A 15,222-nucleotide genomic window follows, 5' to 3' on the forward strand; every position below is an offset into this window, starting at 1 on the left:
GCCGCCCGCCGGGTGCCCAGATTTCCGGGTTGCGAAGATCAATGATCTTCGACGACACTCCCCTGACCGCGCCGCCATGCACTGGCGCCGACAGAAGGATGCCGCATGCAACCGTCACACCCGGACCCGAGCCGACAGCGCCACGTCTGGATGTGGGCGGGCGGCGGCTGGTGACCCTGGTGCCTCGACTGACGGCACGGCCAGCGGTCAGAGATTCAGCGGACCGAGATCGCCGGCCAATTGCCGAAACCGCACCCGCGGGTCGGGCACCAACCGCCGGGAGGACAGATCCAGCAGCCCACCCACCCCGGTCACCGTCGCGACCTGGGTGCCGTCCGGGCGGGTGAAGTCCTGCACGATCTGGAAGGTCTTGCCCTCGCCCCAGCGGAACTCGCAGGTCACATCCACCTCGTCACCGCCCCGCAACTCCCGCAGGTACCGGACGGTGACCTCCAGGGCGACCGGGCCCACGCCGCTGGCGATGAGCCGGTCCTGCGAGATCCCGGCGGCACGCAGGCACTCCCACCGGGCATGCTCGCTGTACTGCAGGTAGACGGCCTGGTTCAGGTGGCCCTGGGTGTCGAGCTCGTAGCCGCGGACGGTGATGCGTACCCGGAACGGATCTGCCATGGGGCTGAGCGTAACCAGCGGGACCGGTCCGGAAGATCAGATGTGGCGGGCGGCACCGCGCTGGTGCAGGAAATCACGCGCACCCGCGCCCTCCTCGCCGTACCGCGCGTCGTGCTCCGCCACCGGATCCGTCACTGGATCAGCCGACCCTGGTGATGAGTTGTCGCGCCCGCACCCGTCACACCTAGGACGGGACACGACGAGGCGGAAGGATGACGTGATGAGTGCGGACGGGCGGCTGGAGGAGCTGGGCGTGAGCGGTCTGGGCGAGGTCGACGAGCCGGCGTTCTCGGGGCTGGCGGAGCGGCACCGGCGGGAACTGCACGTGCACTGCTACCGGATGCTCGGGTCGTTCGAGGACGCCGAGGACACCGTGCAGGAGACGTTCCTCCGTGCCTGGCGGCGGCGGGAGACCTTCGAGGGACGGTCGACGTTCCGGGCCTGGCTGTACCGGATCGCCACCAACGCCTGCCTGGACCTGCTCGCCAAGTGCCGCCCGGAGCCTGCGACCGGCGGCGAGGTGCGGTGGCTGCAGCCCTACGCGGACCGGCTGCTCGACGAGCTGCCCGCGGGCGACGCGGACGAGCCGGAGACCGTCGCCGTCGCGCGGGAGACGATCGAGCTGGCGTACCTGGTCGCAGTCCAGCACCTCGCGCCGCGCCCGCGGGCCGTGCTGATCCTGCGGGACGTGCTCGGCTGGCCGGCGAAGGACGTCGCAGAGCTCCTCGGGGACTCCGTCAACTCCGTGAACAGCGCGCTGCAGCGGGCCCGCGCCGGCATGCGGGAGCACCTGCCCGCCGAGCGGCAGGACTGGACCGGCGGGGAGGAGGACGCCGGGACGCGCGAGCTGGTACGCCGCTTCACCGACGCGAGCGTGGCCACCGACATCCCGGCGCTCGCCGCAATGCTGCGGGACGACGTCCGGTGCTCGATGCCGCCCACCCCGGGCCTGTACGTCGGCCGCGACACGGTCGTGAACAGCTGGATCGAGGACGGTTTCGAGGGCATGACGGGTCTGCGCGCCGTCCCGACCTCCGTGAACCGGCAGCCCGCCGTCGCCTTCTACCTCTGGCGGGAGCGGGAGCGCGCGTACCTGCCGCTGACGATCGACGTCCTGCGCATCACCGGCGGGGCGATCACCGAGATCTTCATATTCCACGACGACCGGTTCCCGCCGCTCGGGCTGCCGGAGCGCCTGCCGGCGGACGGCACGGAGTAGTCCCGGTGTGGACGCTCGCGCTGCGCGGTGGCGCGCGTGTCGCCGTGGTCGCGGCGGAGTGGCGCGACGCGTTCGGCGTCGTCACCCGCGGGCGGGTGCAGTTGGAGCTGCGCGACGGCGAGCCCGGGCCGATCCTCGGACGCGACGCCGGGTTCTGGCTCCGCGGCACCGGCGTCCGCGCCCTGCGGAACCCCGGCCGTCGCACGGCGAGGGTGCGCATCGCCACGCCCAGGGCCAGGACCGTCACATGCCAGTCAACACACCCCGTACGCCAGTTACCGAAGGATGGAGGAACGACATGAACAGCATGAATGACACCGGGGTCGTCACAGGCCCGGCATCGGGCCAGACCAGCCACACCCACCGACTCCGCGGGCTCGCCGGCACCGGCTTCATTGCCACGCTCGCAGCGATGGTGGCCACCACCCTCGCCGCTGCGCTTGCCCAAGCCGTTGGCGTCGACTTCGAGGTCCCCGATGGTGGCGAGACGATTCCGTTGCCCGGGTTCGCCGTGGTGACCGGCTTCTTCTCGGTCGTGGGCATCGTCATTGCCGTCGCTCTTCGTCGTTGGAGCGCTCGCCCCGCCGAGCGATTCGTGTGGACGGCGGTGTCGCTGACCGCGATCTCGTTGGTCCTGCCCCTCCTCTCCGGGGCAAACACCGCCACCACCACCGCCCTCCTCGGGCTACACCTCGTCCCTGCGGCGGTGATGATCCCCACCCTGACGCGGAGTCTCCGCACCCGGACCGATTGACGATCCCGCAACGGGACAACGCGCGGCGCAAGGGCGTGCGCGAGCGCAGTATCGACGGTTAGTCGAGCGGGTCATGACCCAGCATCCAGTGCTCCTCCGTGGTCCAGCCGAGCAGCCGCCGCCCCACGCCGGCCCTGCCGTCAGGGTCGAAGGTGCCACCCTCGATCACGTGTGCGAGCCCTGCCACCGCCGGCGACATCCGCACCCGCACGGTTGCCGGCTGGTCGGCCAGCCGGTGCTCGGCGTACTGGGCGAAGGATGCCTGCTCGGCGGGCGTTGACAGCGAGAGGAAGAACAGCATCTGCCGCCAGGCGTACGCGGTGTTCTTGACCGTCGCGAGCGGGCGTGGATTGCCGTGGACGCGCGCGACCAGACGCAGCGCGCTGTCCAGGCTGTGCCCGGCCAGCTCTCGCCAGGCCAGGTCCACCCCCAGTTCGGCGATCGTGGCCAGGTTGTGCGTGGTCAGGATCTGCGCCTGCTCGATGATGATGCCGTTCGCGGCGACGTTGAACCAGGACCGGCCGTGGCGGGCCCCCGCCCGGTCCCGGCACAGCCGGTCGAAGGCGTCCGAGGTCCGTACGCGCCGGAACCGTCGCTTGCCGGTGTCGTCGATCCCGACGACCGCCGGGTAGTCGATGTCGTAGTACCGGGCGTAGATGCTGTCGGTCAGCCAGCGGCCGGCGACCTTGGCGGCCTGGAGGAACTTCGCGGAGAACGTTCCCATGAAGATGTCGGCGGCGAGCTCCTCGACCCAGGGCAGGTCCAGTCCGGCCTGCCGGGACAGCGTCGACAGCTCAGCGATGAGGGGGTTGGGCAGCACAGTCGCCGGGAACCCGCCGACGGCCGCGGCGGCGAGCCGCCGGAGGGCGCGATGCGCCTGGCGGCGGGCGTCGCTGGTGTCCACCCGCGCGAAGTCGACCGCCTTCACCCAGGGCAGTTCGGCCAGGCGCACCTGGTGCTGCAGGTTGAGCAGCAGGAGCGAGCGGCGGTTGCGGAACGCCTGGTAGGTCACGTCCATCAGCGTGCGCAGCGCCGCGTCCGGGTACGCCGAGGTTGCGGTCGCGGCAGCCAGGCGCGGGGTGAGCCGGGCCAGCACCTCCGCCGAGCCGATCACGCCACGGCCGATCAGCTGCTCCAGGGTGCCGGCGGTGGCCCGGGCGACGACGCGAACGATCGGGGCGGGGATCAGCCAGCCGGCCGGCAGGTCGCTGCGCTCGGCCTCGTCGGCCTCGACCGGGCGCAGCACCCACTCGACGTCGCTGATCCCGGTGCCCTGTGGCAGGGCACCAAGCCGGGTCGCCACCAACCCTGCCAGCTGGTGATGGGTCGGCCGGGCGGCCTCGCGGGCCTGCTCCTCGCGTACGGCGGTGTGCGCGGGGCTGCCGGGACGGCCGCGCTTACGCAGCATCGCCTTCACGACGCTGTCCACCAGGCCGCGCTCGCGCGGTGTCAACTCCTCGCCCGCCACCCGCCGCTCCAGAGCGTTCCGCAGGACACCGATGTTGCTCGTGCGGCGGCGATGCTTGGTGCACCGGGTGTTCGTGGCCGCGAGGTGCTGATAGCGGTCGAGAAGCTGCGCGGCCCGGCGCAGCCAGTCACCCGGGGTGGCCGCACCGATCCGGCCGGCCTGCTCCGTTTCGCACCACAGGGCGAGCAGGTCGTCGGCGAACGGATTCCACACCGTCAACGCCTCACGCATCGCCTCGATCTGTTCGTTCGGCTGCCGCGCCGCGAGCGCCGCCCGGGCGTCGCCCGCGGTCTGCCGGTACACGACGTCAGGGTCACCGGCGATCTGGTCATTGGGCGCGGGGGTGAAACGCAGCCGGTCCGCGTACGGCGCGATTTCCTCCAGCACCGCCAAGGCGCTGTCGCGGTGCCCGGTACGCAGCAACCACGCCACCACCGGCAACGCCGCCTCCTCGGCGTGCTCCAGGCGGTAGCGGCCACTGTCGAGCAGGTGGCCCAGCTCCGCCAGGCCCGCGTCGGTCAGCCACGAACCGAACAGGGCCCGGCGGTCAGCCGGCACGCCGAGCCGCTGCGACCGCTCGATCTCGTCGGGCCGCAACGGTCCGCTCGCAGCGGGCTCGCCGGTCGCGAAACCACCCTGGATCACCACGGGTGTCGCCCATGCCGGCAGGCCGGCAACCGGGGTACGGGAACCGATGTCCAGCCGCCCGTCGGCCATTCCGTCGAGGACCAGCCGCCACCGCTGCGCCCGCAGGTCGGCCCGCTCCCGGGTGTCGGCGTCCTCGTGCGTCTGCGCGGTGGTGAAGGCGCGCGCCAGCTGGCCGAGCGGGTAGCCGGGGTTCACGCGCAGGTGATTGTCGTTCACGCCGACGTGGCGGGTTCCGCCCCCGCGCCCTCCGGGATTTCAGCCCGGTGCTCTACTGGCTGAGCTACACGTCGATGGCGGCAGACTCTACGACCACCGCCGCGAACACGCATCCGAGATCAGCGCGCGCCCAGGGGACGGCCCGGGTCCGCTGAATATGACGTGCGGTGCGGGGCTGCGACGGGCTACCGTCCCGGCCGTGACCCTCGAGATCGTGAGCCTGGCGGACCGTCCCGACCTCGCCCCGCTGCTGACCAACGGCGACTTCGACGGCGCCTGGCCGACCTTCATGATCCAGGACGTGATCAGCCCGGTGTACTACGCGGTCGCCGACGACCTCTACCCGGACCTGGTGTTCGCCGCGATCGATCCGGCCGAGCCGGGGCGTGCGGTGGCCCGCGGGTACGCCGTACCGGTGCACTGGACGGAGCCGGAGCTGCCCGAGACCGGCTGGGACAAGATGATCCAACGGGCCACCGTCGACCGGCACGTCGGGCGGAAGCCGACGATGGTGTCGGCGCTGGAGATCTGCATCCGCCCCGACCGCCGCGGTGGCGGGGTGTCCGCGCTGATGCTGGACGCGATGCGGGAGGCGGTCGCCAAGCGGGGCCTCGACACCCTCGTCGCGCCGGTCCGACCGAGCGGCAAGCACAGCCAGCCCGACCTGCCGACGGCCGAGTACGCGGCGCGGGTCCGCGAGGACGGCCTGCCGGTCGACCCGTGGCTGCGGGTGCACGTACGGGCCGGTGGCGTCATCGAGCGGGTGGCGACCCGGTCGATGACCATCACCGGCACGCTCGCGGAATGGCGTAGCTGGACCGGGCTGCCGTTCGACACCAGCGGGCCGGTGCACGTGCCGGGCGCCCTGGTGCCGGTGCTGTGCGACGTGGCGCACGACTACGCCGTCTACGTCGAGCCGAACGTCTGGGTGCGGCACCGCCTCTAAGCGGCCCCGCCGGCCGCCCGCTGGGTCCGCGGCGGGCCGGCTGGCACAATCGCCGCCATGGATGCTCCCGAGCTGGTGCTGGTGCTGCGCTACCGCAAGGCGGTCACGTACGGCCTGCACGTGCTGCTCGGCGCGCTGGAGACCCACGAGACCAGCACCCGCTACGAGGTGCGCTTCGGCGAGACCCCGGAGGCGACCGCCGCGCACATCCGGGAGGCGTCGGCCACGGCGACCCGGGTGCTGGTGCTGTGGTCGTTCTACTCCCCCGACGCCGAGGCGCTGGCCCGGGAACTGGCGCAGATCCGCGACCTCGCGGACGCGCCGAACGTGGCGCACGTCGCGGGCGGGGTGCACGCCACCGCCGAACCGGTGCAGACCCTGGACGCCGGGTGGGACATCGCGGCCGTCGGCGAGGGCGAGACGACGCTGCTGAGCCTGGTCGACGCCGTCGGCGATCCGACCGGCATCAGCGGCCTGGCGTACCGGGACGCGACCGGCGCGGTGGTGCGGACCGGACGCCCGCAGCGGCGGCCGCTGGACGACTTCCGGGGTTTCTCGCTGCGCTGGGACCGGTTCAACGCCCTGGAGATCACCCGCGGGTGCGTCTTCTCCTGCCGGTTCTGCCAGACGCCGTTCATGTTCTCGGCGCGATTCCGGCACCGCAGCGTGGAGAACGTCCGCTGGCACGTCGACGCGATGCGCCGGCGCGGGCTGCGCGACGTCCGGTTCATCACCCCCACCGCGCTGTCCTACGGCGCGTCCGGGGACGAGGCGAACCTGGACGCGGTCGAGGAGCTCCTCGCCACGTGCCGGGACGGGATCGGCCCGGAGGGGCGGGTCTTCTTCGGCTCGTTCCCCAGTGAGATCCGGCCCGAGCACGTCTCCCGGGAGGCGCTACAGCTGGTGAAGAAGTACTGCGCGAACAACAACATCATCGTGGGCGCCCAGTCCGGGTCGGACCGGGTCCTCGACGCCGCCAAGCGCGGGCACGGCGTCGAGGAGGTGAAGCGCGCGGTCCGCCTCGGCGTCGAGGAGGGCTTCCGGATCAACGTGGACATGATCTTCGGGATGCCGGGTGAGGACCAGGGCGACGTGGACGCGTCGCTGCGGCTGGCGCGCGAGCTGGCCGACCTGGGCGCGCGCATCCACGCCCACACGTTCATGCCGCTACCGGGTACTCCATGGCGGGACGCGCCGCCCGGTGACGTGGACCCGGAGACGATCAGCGAGGTCGACCGGCTGTCGCAGCGGGGGGCGCTGTACGGGCACTGGCAGAAGCAGCGGGACCACGCGGCCCGGCTGGCCGCGGCGGCCGAGGCGTACCCCCGTCCGGGCCGCAGCCGCACCATCCTCCCGCTGCGGACGGAGTGTTCCTGAACCCGTGGGCGACGAGCGCCCCGGCTGAGCAGCCGGGGCGCTGGCCGTGGTGCGGTGGGCGTCAGCTGGTGACGATGCTGGCGCCGTACGCCCCGAGCGAGGTGCCGATCGGGATGTAGTAGACGTAGTTGTAGCCGGGCGTGTAGATCGTGCCGGGACACAGGTTGTTGGCGACCGCCACGGCGCCGGCGGTCATGGTGCCGAGGGCGTTCGCCTTCCCGTCGGTGCGGTAGGCGATCACCGGACCGCCGCTGTCACCGGGGGCGACGGCGCAGGTGCCGTTGAGCTGGCGGGCCTGCACCAGCGGGCCGACCGTGCTGCACGGGATGCCGTTGACGCCGAGGTAGAGGTTGACCGCGGTGACCTGGATGTTGCTGTGCTCGCCGCTGGTGGCGCCGCTGGTGACGACGTAGTTGCCGACGAAGCTGCTCGCCGCGCCACCGATGGGGACGCTGGTGCCGGAGTAGGGACCGCCGGTGAAGACCCGGCCCCAGGACCCGGTGTTGATGATCTCGATGTCGGTGCAGGTGATCTTGTTCGAGATCGTGCCCATGTTGACCCCGGCACCGGTGGTGACGGCCTGCCCGTTCTCCCCGCAGTGCCCGGCGGTGAGCATCCGTACGGTCCCCGCGGTGTTGATGGCGAAGCCGGTGCTGCACCCGCCGACCGGCGACCAGAACCGGCCGCCGCCGTAGTAGTTGGGGATGTCGGCCTGCCGGTCGTAGGTCGCCACCGGGGCGTCGCCGGCGACGACGGACACCACCGCGGCCGAGTCCCGCACCGCGGGGGTGGCCTTGACCTTGGCGAGCTTGGCCTCCGTGGCGACGACCTGCACGCCGCTGCCGTCGACCTGCGGTACGACCGAGGCGACGTCGGGCACGGTGGCCAGCTTCCGGGCGGTCGCGGCCAGGTCGGCCTCGGAGTAGCGGGCCGGCAGCAGCCGGACCGGCACGGTGCGGTTCAGCTCGCGGACCAGCGCCCGGACCGAGGTGCCGGCGGTGCCCTTCCAGTACACGCGCAACTCGCGGTTCTCCGGGGCGGCGACGATGCCCGCGAAGCCGTCGCCCTTGACCGCCGTGATCCGGGTGGCGGCCTGGTTGAGCTTGTCCTGAACGGAGATGAGCTCCGCCCAGCTGGCGAACCCGGCGGGCACCGGGCCGGACGGCCCGGCACCGGGTGCGACGGGCTTGGCCGGCTCGTTCGCGGACGCGATGCCGGCCAGCGACGAGACGGCCAGGACGGCCGCGCCGGTTACGGCGAGGGCGCCGCGCAGCAGCGCGCGCCGTCGGGATTGCTGCGAATCGATCATCGGTCGTGACCTCCTGCGGTCGGGGAAGCAAGCGTGGAGTGACCGGTCGTTTCGCAGTGTGTTGATGGAGGCACGGCAAGTCACCGCATTAGCTGGGTAGCTGACAGTGACATGAGCTTGACGCTTAGTTATGAAACGTCGTCACGACCCGACGCGGCACCGACCATCCTCGACGTCGGACGGCGGCCGCGATCGCCCTACGTCCACACCGGACCCGGGGGCTGCCGTCAACCAGCCGAGCGGGGCGCGGGGACACCGTCCACCAGCAGCACGACGCCGTCGGTGGCGGCCTCCCGGTCGCGGGAGATCTCCCGGTAGTCCGGCGAGGTGGACCAGCGCTCGAAGTCCTCCCGGCTGTCGAAGGCCATGAGGATCACCTTCTGGTAGGGCCAGTCGCCCTCCACCACCCGGGGCGCGTCGTCGGCGGCGAGCAGGCGTCCCCGGTAGCGGGTGAGGACGGGCATGAAGGCGGCCACGTACCGGTCGTAGCGCCGGCGGTCATGGATGGCGATCTGCGCGAGGGCGTATACGGTCACCGGCTCATGTTACTAGCGGGTAAACAAGCGGTGGGGCCGGGCGGTCGTCAATCTGTCAAAGCGCCCGCCCGGCCTGTCGCAACGGCCCTGACCTGCGGATACTTTGGAGACAGGCGCTTTCGCCCAGGTCGGAGACTCCCGACGACTGGAGGGCCGCTCATGTCCACCGACATCACCGCCCCACCCGCCGGCACCGGCAGCGAGACGGCTCCGGAGCCCACCACGGGTACGATCACGACCGTTCCCGGAGCCGTGTGGCAGGTGCGGGTGCGCACCAAGCTCGACGACCTCCACCGACAGCTGGGCGGCTTGGCGGCCCGCGACACGGCGAACGCCGAACGGGTGGCTGAGCTTCGGGCACAGCTGTCCAGGGTGGAGCCCGTCCTCCGGCGGAGCAACGTGGTCGAGTGGCTGCGCGGCGGCAACGTCGAGTACGCCTGGCAGACGATCCACGCGGTGGAGCGGGCCATGGTGGAGCTGCGTACGCCGGAGGAGCTGCTCGGGCTGCTGCCCGCGTACCAGGCGGCGGCCGGGCGCTACCTGCCCAGCGACGACAAGGTGCTGACCGCGTTCGACCCGCAGGCCGACCCGACCCAGCCCACGTTGCTGCGGGCCAAGGTGCAGGCCCTGCTGCTGCGCTTCCACGTCGAGTCGGACGAGTTCAACGAGTCCGTACGCCGGCTGCGCAACCGGATGCTGGGCCTGTCCGTCTTCGCGCTGGTCGCCGAGACGCTGATGGTGCTGGTGCAGTGGAGCAGCCGGGACGTCCAGCTCCTCAAGCCGCCGACCGACGCGGCCGGGGTGCCGGCGTGGCGGCTGCTGTTCTTCGTCCTGATCGCCGGCGCGCTCGGCGCGTTCATCAGCGCGCTCCCCTCGATGATCACGTCCCGCTCCGGCGGCCTGCCGTACAAGCTGCCGTTCCAGCAGGGGCTGCTGAAGCTGGCCATCGGTCCGCTGGTCGCGGTCGTCGGGATCATGCTGGTGATCGGCGGCCTGGTCGAGACCACGGTGAACAGCACGGCCGCCCTGCTGGGCGTGGCGATCGTCTTCGGGGCCGGTCAGCAGGCGGTCACCGCGTTCGCCGACCGCCGGGCCTCGGAGTTGCTCAGCCCGGTCACGAAGAGCTGACCGGACGGTCGCCGGTGCGCCCCGGGCACGGCCGGGGCGCACCGTGCGCTGCTAGCCGGCCCGTTCGGCTCCGCGGCCGGCAGCGGCCGCCGTGTCGAACGGCGGATCGGCGACCGGCTCGAACAGGACTCGGGCCCGCACCTGCCGGAACCCGGTGCGTTCCAGTTCCGCCACCACTGCCACGCGGTGGGCGTCCACGTCGGCCACCACCTCCCTCGCGCCGCCGGCGGCCAGCACGCTGACCGCCTCGGCGATCAACTCTCCCCGGACGGCCTCGTCGAACAGGCCGAGGTAGGCCAGCAGCGGGTAGCAGGCGTTGCCGGCCGTTCCCGCCAGGCCGACCGGCTTGCCGGCGTGCATCGCGATGCGCCAGTTGCCGGCGGGGCCGGTCAGCCAGGCCAGCGGGTCGGTGGCCAGGTCCACTCCGCCGACCGCCCGCGCCAGTTCCATGCCGGTCAGCACGTCGGGCTCCGCGACGCGGGCAACCAGGGTGTTGATCTCCGCCGCGTCGGCCGCCGGACGGAAGGTGTACCGCCCGGAGGTCGCCGGCAGCGGCGTACCCGTCCAGGTGCACCGCACCCGCTCCCGGCGTTCGACCAGCCCGGCCAGCCGGGCGGCCGCCATCGGCGCCTCCATCACGGCCAGCACCTCTGGCCGGCGTCGCCAGTGCGCCGGCATGGCGGCGTAATACTTCTGCGGACCACCGAGCGCCTCGTGGGCCGCGCGCAGCAGGGCCGCGCCGACCTCTGGCTCGGCGTCCAGATCGAACCGCTCCAGCCATGGCGCGCCGACGGCTCCCGGCGGGAGCAGCCAGGCCGCCCGGCCGACGACGCGGCCGGCGCGCAGGGCGACCCAGGTGCGCTCGGGCCGGTAGCCGCCGCCGGCGATTCCGTCGGCGTAGCTGACCTGGCGTAGTTGGGGTAGCGGATCGGGCATGGAGTCGAACAGACTTTCCTCGCCCGCGACGAGCGGGCGGATGACCACGTCGGTCATGGGTCGATCCTCCGGGAGGCAGACGCCCCGGGTCAGATCCGCGTGGACGCCAGGACGCGGAGGGGGCGCAGAACATCGGACATTGTTCTGACCTCCTTCCAGCTCGTCGGCGCGTCCCGGAACATACCCAACGCGTCCGGCCGCGGCAAGCCGCGCCATCGTGGTCGCCCGCCGACGTCGGCGTGCACCTCATGCCGCTGACGGCCACCGGCCGGCTCGGTAGCCTGGAGCGCATGATCTTCATTACCGCCAAGTTCCGCGTCCTGCCGGAGCACGCCGACCGGTGGCCGCAGATCGCCGCCGCGTTCACCGAGGCCACCCGCGCAGAGCCGGGCTGCCTCTGGTTCGACTGGTCCCGCAGCCTCGACGACCCGACCGAGTACGTGCTGGTCGAGGCCTTCCGGGACGACGAGGCCGGCGCGGCCCACGTGCAGTCGGACCATTTCCGTGAGGCGCAGCGCACCCTGCCGCCGCACCTGGCCGAGACGCCCCGGATCGTGAACGTGACCGTGCCGCAGCAGGACTGGTCGCAGCTCGGCGAGATGGCGGTCCCGGAGAGCCGCTGAGGGCGGCGCGGAGTCGGCGTACGCCCTCATGCCGTCATGGGGCACCGCCGTCAGCCCTCGGCGTAGCGGAGGTCCATGGTGTCGGTGCGTCCGGACCAGGACAGCACGAGATGCCAGCAGCCGGCCTGCGGCAGGTCGATGATCGACGGGCCGGGGCCGCCGGTGACCTCCCGGGTGGCCCGCGTGTCCGTGCCGTCGAGCGTCGCCGTGATGACCAGGGTGGCCGGTGCCGTCGGGTCGGGTGACGCGGTGGCGGGGCGGGGCACCCAGAGGATCTTGTTGTTCGCCCCGTCGGTTCTGTTGTGCGTGAGCGGGTGAGCGAACAACACCGCGACGATCTCGCCCTTCGCGCCGAAGACGTGCGGGATCCGGGCGTCCCCGCTGAACCCGGCGTCGGCCCAGTCCGGCAGCGACCCCGTCTCGATCCGCGAGTTGCAGCCCGTCGCGGCGCTCGCTGTGGTGGCCACGCCCCCGACGGGTGTGGCTGGCCGGCTCGCGGTCGTGCACCCGGCCAGCAGCACCGCCGACACCAGCACCGCCCTGCCCGCTGAACGCATCTGGCACCCCCGATCCGACGATGTCCCTCACCAGCAGGGACACCGGCCGGGGCCGCCCGGTTCCACTAGGGCCTGTGTCAAAGTCCTCGGTCGAGCCGAGGCGGAGTCCAGGCGGCGTCCGGCAAGGCGGAGATTCGTCTGGATACCGGTGTTGTATCCGGACGGAGCTCCAACGCAGCCGGTCGTCGTCTGGGCCCGCCGCAGGCCGGCCAGGGGCTTTGACACAGGCCCTAGTCCAGCGAGTCGGCGATCCTGATCGCATCGTCCCGGCTGAGGTCGCCCTCCAGCCGGTAGCTCACCCCCGCCTCCTGCCAGATCAGGGTCGCGCCGGCGAGCCGCGCGGTCTCCACCCGAACCGTGCCGCCACGATCGACGTACGCCAGGGCGTGGGGGCGGCCGATCCAGAGGGCGAAGTCGCCGTCGACCTGGACCCACTCCACATCCGGCCCGGCCGCCTGCTTCTGGAAGACGGGGTCGAGCTGACCGTCGAAGGCGTCGAGGCGCAGCGCCCCGCCCCGGTAGAGCAGCGTGGCCACCCGGTAGCTGCCGATACCGTCCGCGTCGGCGATCAGCACCTGCTCGGGCGGACCCAGCTTCGCCGGCACCCGGATGGGGAAACGTACCTTCCGCTGTGCCTCGTGCAGGTCGGCGGGCCGCTGCTGCGGCAACGGCGACGGGGTGCCGGAGGGCAGCACCGGCGCGGGCGACGTACCGATGACGATCCCGGAGAAGCGCAGCAGTCCCGCGACGGCGTCGGCGAGGGCGGCCCGTCCCGGCGGCAGCACCGCGACGAGCAGCGCGGCGAGCGCCCCGGCCAGCCAGTAGCGCCAGCGGCGTCGCCGGGCCGCCGGGGCGGTCAGGCGGGCGCGTACCCGCGCGGTGATGTCCGGGGCGGCGGGCGTCTCCAGCCACGCGGAGAGGTCGCGCAGTTCCCGCTCGAGGTCATCCACGGTGCACCACCTCGCGGTCGAGCAGTCCGCGCAGCTTCGCCAACGCCCGGTACGTCCGCGACTTCACCGTGCCCCGGGGCAGCCCCAGCGTGGTCACGGTCTCGTCCTCGCTGAGGTCGAGGAAGAACCGGCAGACGATCACCTCGCGGTCCTTCACCGGTAGCCGGCGCAGCGCCTGCACCAGCGCGGCCCGGCGCTCGGCGGCGAGGACGGCCGCGACCGCGTCGTCCTCGGCGAACTCCGACTCCGGGTTCGCCGCCGCGGCCCGCAGGACCAGCCCGTCCCGGCGGGTACGCGAGCGGTGCAGGTTCCGGGTCTCATTGGCGACGATGGCGAGCAGCCACGATCGGAAGGAGGACTCCGCGCGGTAGCGGGAGAGGTTGCGGTATCCCTTCACGAACGCCTCCTGGATGACGTCCTCCGCGTCCGGTCCGGCGCCGAGCAGCACCGCGGTCCGGTACGCGGACGCGGTGTGCCGGGCGACCAGGAGGTCGTACGCCTCCAGGTCACCGGCCCGCGCGCGGGTGACAAGCTCTTCGTCGTCCAGGGGAAACCTCCGGTCGGCTCACCCTTCATGACACCGCCCACGCCGGTCCGGTTCCACCTTCCGGGGTGGGAACCTCGCCGCCTTCCCCGGTGTCACCGGGGCATGACACCCACCACGATGTCGCGTCGCACCGCCTTGACCCTGCTCGCCGGCGCCGGCGCCGCCACCCTGGCCGGCTGCGAACCCGGCCGGACCCGGACCTCCCCGCCCGCCGTGACGATCCCCGACGCGCTGCTCGTCGAGGTCGACGACGGGCTCGGCGTGCTGCGCGGCGGCGACCGGCAGGCGATCCCGGGCGCCGTCGCCACGGCGGACGGGCGGGCGGTCTGGGCGACCGCGCCCGCCGGCGCCGACACCGCGTTCTGGCGGGTCGACACCGCCACCGGCCGTGCCTCCGCGCGGGTGCGGCTGCCCGGGCGCTGGGTGCCGCAGTCCGTCTCGGCCAGCGGCACGCTGGTGGCCCTCACCCCGACATCCGGCGACGTCACCACGGGGCACCCGGACGGGCGGGAGGTCACCCCGGTGCTGATCGCCGACGTCACCGGGGTCCGGCACCGGCTGGAACTGCGCGGCAACTTCGTACCGGAGACGTTCACCGGGGACCTCACCGGCCTGTTCGTCCTCGAGTGGCTTCCGCCGACGGCACCGGACCGCTACCGGGTCCGCGTCGTCGACCTCGCCAGCCGGACGCCGCGCCCGCTCTACACCCGCGACAAGACGCCCGTGCCGCCCGGCGCCGAGGAGGAGATGCGCGGCGACGGGCGCCAGGCGGTCCTCGCCCCCAACCGTTCAACCCTCTACACGCTCTACACCCACCAGCCGGACCACCGGCACACCCGCGACCTGGTCAGCGGGCGGCCGGGCAACGCGCACGCGTTCGTGCACACGCTCAGCCTCGACGCCTGGTGGGCGTACTGCATCGATCTTCCGCACCCGTTCGGGGCGGGACCCGCGGCCGGGCACGCCGTCGCGATCAGCCCCGACGGGCGGCGGCTCTTCGTCACCGACGTCGCGTCCGGCACCGTCGCGGAGATCACCACCGAGGACCTGACGGTACGCCGGACGGTCAGCCACGCCCCGGGCGCCGGGATCGCGTACGCCGCCACGGACCGCGACCGCCTCTTCCTCGGCGCCGGCCCTGCGGTGCGCACACTGGACCTCGACCGCCTCACCCCTACCACGGACTGGCGGGCCCGCGACCCGGTGCGCGGCCTCGTGCCCAGCCCGGACGGCGCCCGCCTCTACCTGGGTCAGACCGGCGCGGTGACCTGGCACGATCCCGCCACCGGCACCGAACTCGGCCGCGTCGCCGTGCCGGGTCTCGTCACCCTGCGCGGCCTGGCCGGCCAGGGGTGACCAGCCCCAGGCTTGACTCTCT

The 15,222-nt window shown here is 72.7% G+C and carries 15 protein-coding genes and 1 tRNA gene; 7 read left to right on the forward strand and 9 right to left on the reverse strand.

Going from position 1 to position 15,222, the window contains the following annotated elements:
• Positions 1-207: 207 nt before the first annotated feature.
• Positions 208-630 carry an acyl-CoA thioesterase gene (locus tag ACGFI9_RS09925; RefSeq protein ID WP_393177051.1) on the reverse strand — a complete coding sequence of 141 codons (423 nt, stop codon included), beginning with the start codon at positions 628-630 and terminating at the stop codon, positions 208-210.
• Positions 631-847: 217 nt separating this feature from the next.
• On the opposite strand from ACGFI9_RS09925, the gene ACGFI9_RS09930 reads away from it, so the two are divergent.
• Together ACGFI9_RS09930 and ACGFI9_RS09935 are read left to right on the forward strand one after the other, a co-directional pair.
• Positions 848-1,849 (forward strand): RNA polymerase subunit sigma-70, encoded by a 1,002-nt coding sequence (locus ACGFI9_RS09930; protein WP_393177053.1) that lies wholly within the window; start codon positions 848-850, stop codon positions 1,847-1,849.
• A 298-nt stretch (positions 1,850-2,147) separates the two neighbouring features.
• Positions 2,148-2,603 carry a DUF6069 family protein gene (locus ACGFI9_RS09935; RefSeq protein WP_393177056.1) on the forward strand — a complete coding sequence of 152 codons (456 nt, stop codon included), beginning with the start codon at positions 2,148-2,150 and terminating at the stop codon, positions 2,601-2,603.
• 58 nt (positions 2,604-2,661) lie between these two features.
• On the opposite strand, the gene ACGFI9_RS09940 is transcribed toward ACGFI9_RS09935, so the two are convergent.
• Positions 2,662-4,935, reverse strand: a complete 2,274-nt coding sequence (locus tag ACGFI9_RS09940) for a hypothetical protein (protein WP_393177058.1) — start codon at positions 4,933-4,935, stop codon at positions 2,662-2,664.
• A gap of 1 nt (position 4,936) precedes the next feature.
• A tRNA-Phe gene (locus ACGFI9_RS09945) sits at positions 4,937-5,009 on the reverse strand.
• Between the two features lie 125 nt (positions 5,010-5,134).
• Here ACGFI9_RS09945 and ACGFI9_RS09950 point away from each other — a divergent pair.
• Positions 5,135-5,881: an N-acetyltransferase gene (locus ACGFI9_RS09950; RefSeq protein WP_393177060.1), complete on the forward strand. Its 747-nt coding sequence runs from the start codon at positions 5,135-5,137 to the stop codon at positions 5,879-5,881.
• A 57-nt stretch (positions 5,882-5,938) separates the two neighbouring features.
• A complete protein-coding gene (locus ACGFI9_RS09955) occupies positions 5,939-7,258 on the forward strand; it encodes a TIGR04013 family B12-binding domain/radical SAM domain-containing protein (protein WP_393177062.1) in 1,320 nt (439 codons plus the stop codon).
• Between the two features lie 61 nt (positions 7,259-7,319).
• Here ACGFI9_RS09955 and ACGFI9_RS09960 read toward each other — a convergent pair whose 3' ends face one another.
• Complete coding sequence (locus ACGFI9_RS09960) at positions 7,320-8,567, reverse strand: hypothetical protein (protein ID WP_393177064.1); 1,248 nt, start codon at positions 8,565-8,567, stop codon at positions 7,320-7,322.
• A gap of 227 nt (positions 8,568-8,794) precedes the next feature.
• The gene (locus ACGFI9_RS09965) at positions 8,795-9,103 is read right to left on the reverse strand and encodes a DUF1330 domain-containing protein (RefSeq protein WP_393177066.1); all 309 of its coding nucleotides are present in this window, start codon (positions 9,101-9,103) and stop codon (positions 8,795-8,797) included.
• A gap of 159 nt (positions 9,104-9,262) precedes the next feature.
• Between ACGFI9_RS09965 and ACGFI9_RS09970 the strand changes: the two genes are divergently transcribed.
• Positions 9,263-10,231, forward strand: a complete 969-nt coding sequence (locus tag ACGFI9_RS09970; RefSeq protein ID WP_393177068.1) for a hypothetical protein — start codon at positions 9,263-9,265, stop codon at positions 10,229-10,231.
• A 51-nt stretch (positions 10,232-10,282) separates the two neighbouring features.
• On the opposite strand, the gene ACGFI9_RS09975 is transcribed toward ACGFI9_RS09970, so the two are convergent.
• Complete coding sequence (locus ACGFI9_RS09975) at positions 10,283-11,224, reverse strand: acetyltransferase (RefSeq protein WP_393177070.1); 942 nt, start codon at positions 11,222-11,224, stop codon at positions 10,283-10,285.
• Between the two features lie 233 nt (positions 11,225-11,457).
• Between ACGFI9_RS09975 and ACGFI9_RS09980 the strand changes: the two genes are divergently transcribed.
• Positions 11,458-11,790: a putative quinol monooxygenase gene (locus ACGFI9_RS09980; protein WP_393177072.1), complete on the forward strand. Its 333-nt coding sequence runs from the start codon at positions 11,458-11,460 to the stop codon at positions 11,788-11,790.
• A gap of 50 nt (positions 11,791-11,840) precedes the next feature.
• Here ACGFI9_RS09980 and ACGFI9_RS09985 read toward each other — a convergent pair whose 3' ends face one another.
• From ACGFI9_RS09985 to ACGFI9_RS09995, 3 genes are all read right to left on the reverse strand, one after another.
• Positions 11,841-12,347 (reverse strand): hypothetical protein, encoded by a 507-nt coding sequence (locus ACGFI9_RS09985; protein ID WP_393177074.1) that lies wholly within the window; start codon positions 12,345-12,347, stop codon positions 11,841-11,843.
• 230 nt (positions 12,348-12,577) lie between these two features.
• Complete coding sequence (locus ACGFI9_RS09990) at positions 12,578-13,297, reverse strand: hypothetical protein (RefSeq protein WP_393177076.1); 720 nt, start codon at positions 13,295-13,297, stop codon at positions 12,578-12,580.
• Positions 13,290-13,844, reverse strand: a complete 555-nt coding sequence (locus tag ACGFI9_RS09995) for an RNA polymerase sigma factor (protein WP_393177858.1) — start codon at positions 13,842-13,844, stop codon at positions 13,290-13,292. Before ACGFI9_RS09995 ends, ACGFI9_RS09990 begins: the two co-directional genes overlap by 8 nt.
• 117 nt (positions 13,845-13,961) lie before the next feature.
• Between ACGFI9_RS09995 and ACGFI9_RS10000 the strand changes: the two genes are divergently transcribed.
• Positions 13,962-15,200: a YncE family protein gene (locus ACGFI9_RS10000; RefSeq protein WP_393177078.1), complete on the forward strand. Its 1,239-nt coding sequence runs from the start codon at positions 13,962-13,964 to the stop codon at positions 15,198-15,200.
• The last annotated feature ends 22 nt before the right edge of the window (positions 15,201-15,222 follow it).

The sequence above is a fragment of the Micromonospora sp. NPDC048930 genome, from assembly GCF_043197935.1.
GTDB lineage: Bacteria > Actinomycetota > Actinomycetes > Mycobacteriales > Micromonosporaceae > Micromonospora.

What these genes read in the sequence shown, in the direction of transcription:
- ACGFI9_RS10000 (WP_393177078.1), top strand. Translation starts at nt 13,962, where the DNA reads ATGTCGCGTCGCACCGCCTTGACCCTGCTCGCCGGCGCCGGCGCCGCC.
- ACGFI9_RS09935 (WP_393177056.1), top strand. Translation starts at nt 2,148, where the DNA reads ATGAACAGCATGAATGACACCGGGGTCGTCACAGGCCCGGCATCGGGC.
- ACGFI9_RS09925 (WP_393177051.1), bottom strand. Translation starts at nt 630, where the DNA reads ATGGCAGATCCGTTCCGGGTACGCATCACCGTCCGCGGCTACGAGCTC.
- ACGFI9_RS09975 (WP_393177070.1), bottom strand. Translation starts at nt 11,224, where the DNA reads ATGACCGACGTGGTCATCCGCCCGCTCGTCGCGGGCGAGGAAAGTCTG.
- ACGFI9_RS09980 (WP_393177072.1), top strand. Translation starts at nt 11,458, where the DNA reads ATGATCTTCATTACCGCCAAGTTCCGCGTCCTGCCGGAGCACGCCGAC.
- ACGFI9_RS09960 (WP_393177064.1), bottom strand. Translation starts at nt 8,567, where the DNA reads ATGATCGATTCGCAGCAATCCCGACGGCGCGCGCTGCTGCGCGGCGCC.
- ACGFI9_RS09970 (WP_393177068.1), top strand. Translation starts at nt 9,263, where the DNA reads ATGTCCACCGACATCACCGCCCCACCCGCCGGCACCGGCAGCGAGACG.
- ACGFI9_RS09985 (WP_393177074.1), bottom strand. Translation starts at nt 12,347, where the DNA reads ATGCGTTCAGCGGGCAGGGCGGTGCTGGTGTCGGCGGTGCTGCTGGCC.
- ACGFI9_RS09955 (WP_393177062.1), top strand. Translation starts at nt 5,939, where the DNA reads ATGGATGCTCCCGAGCTGGTGCTGGTGCTGCGCTACCGCAAGGCGGTC.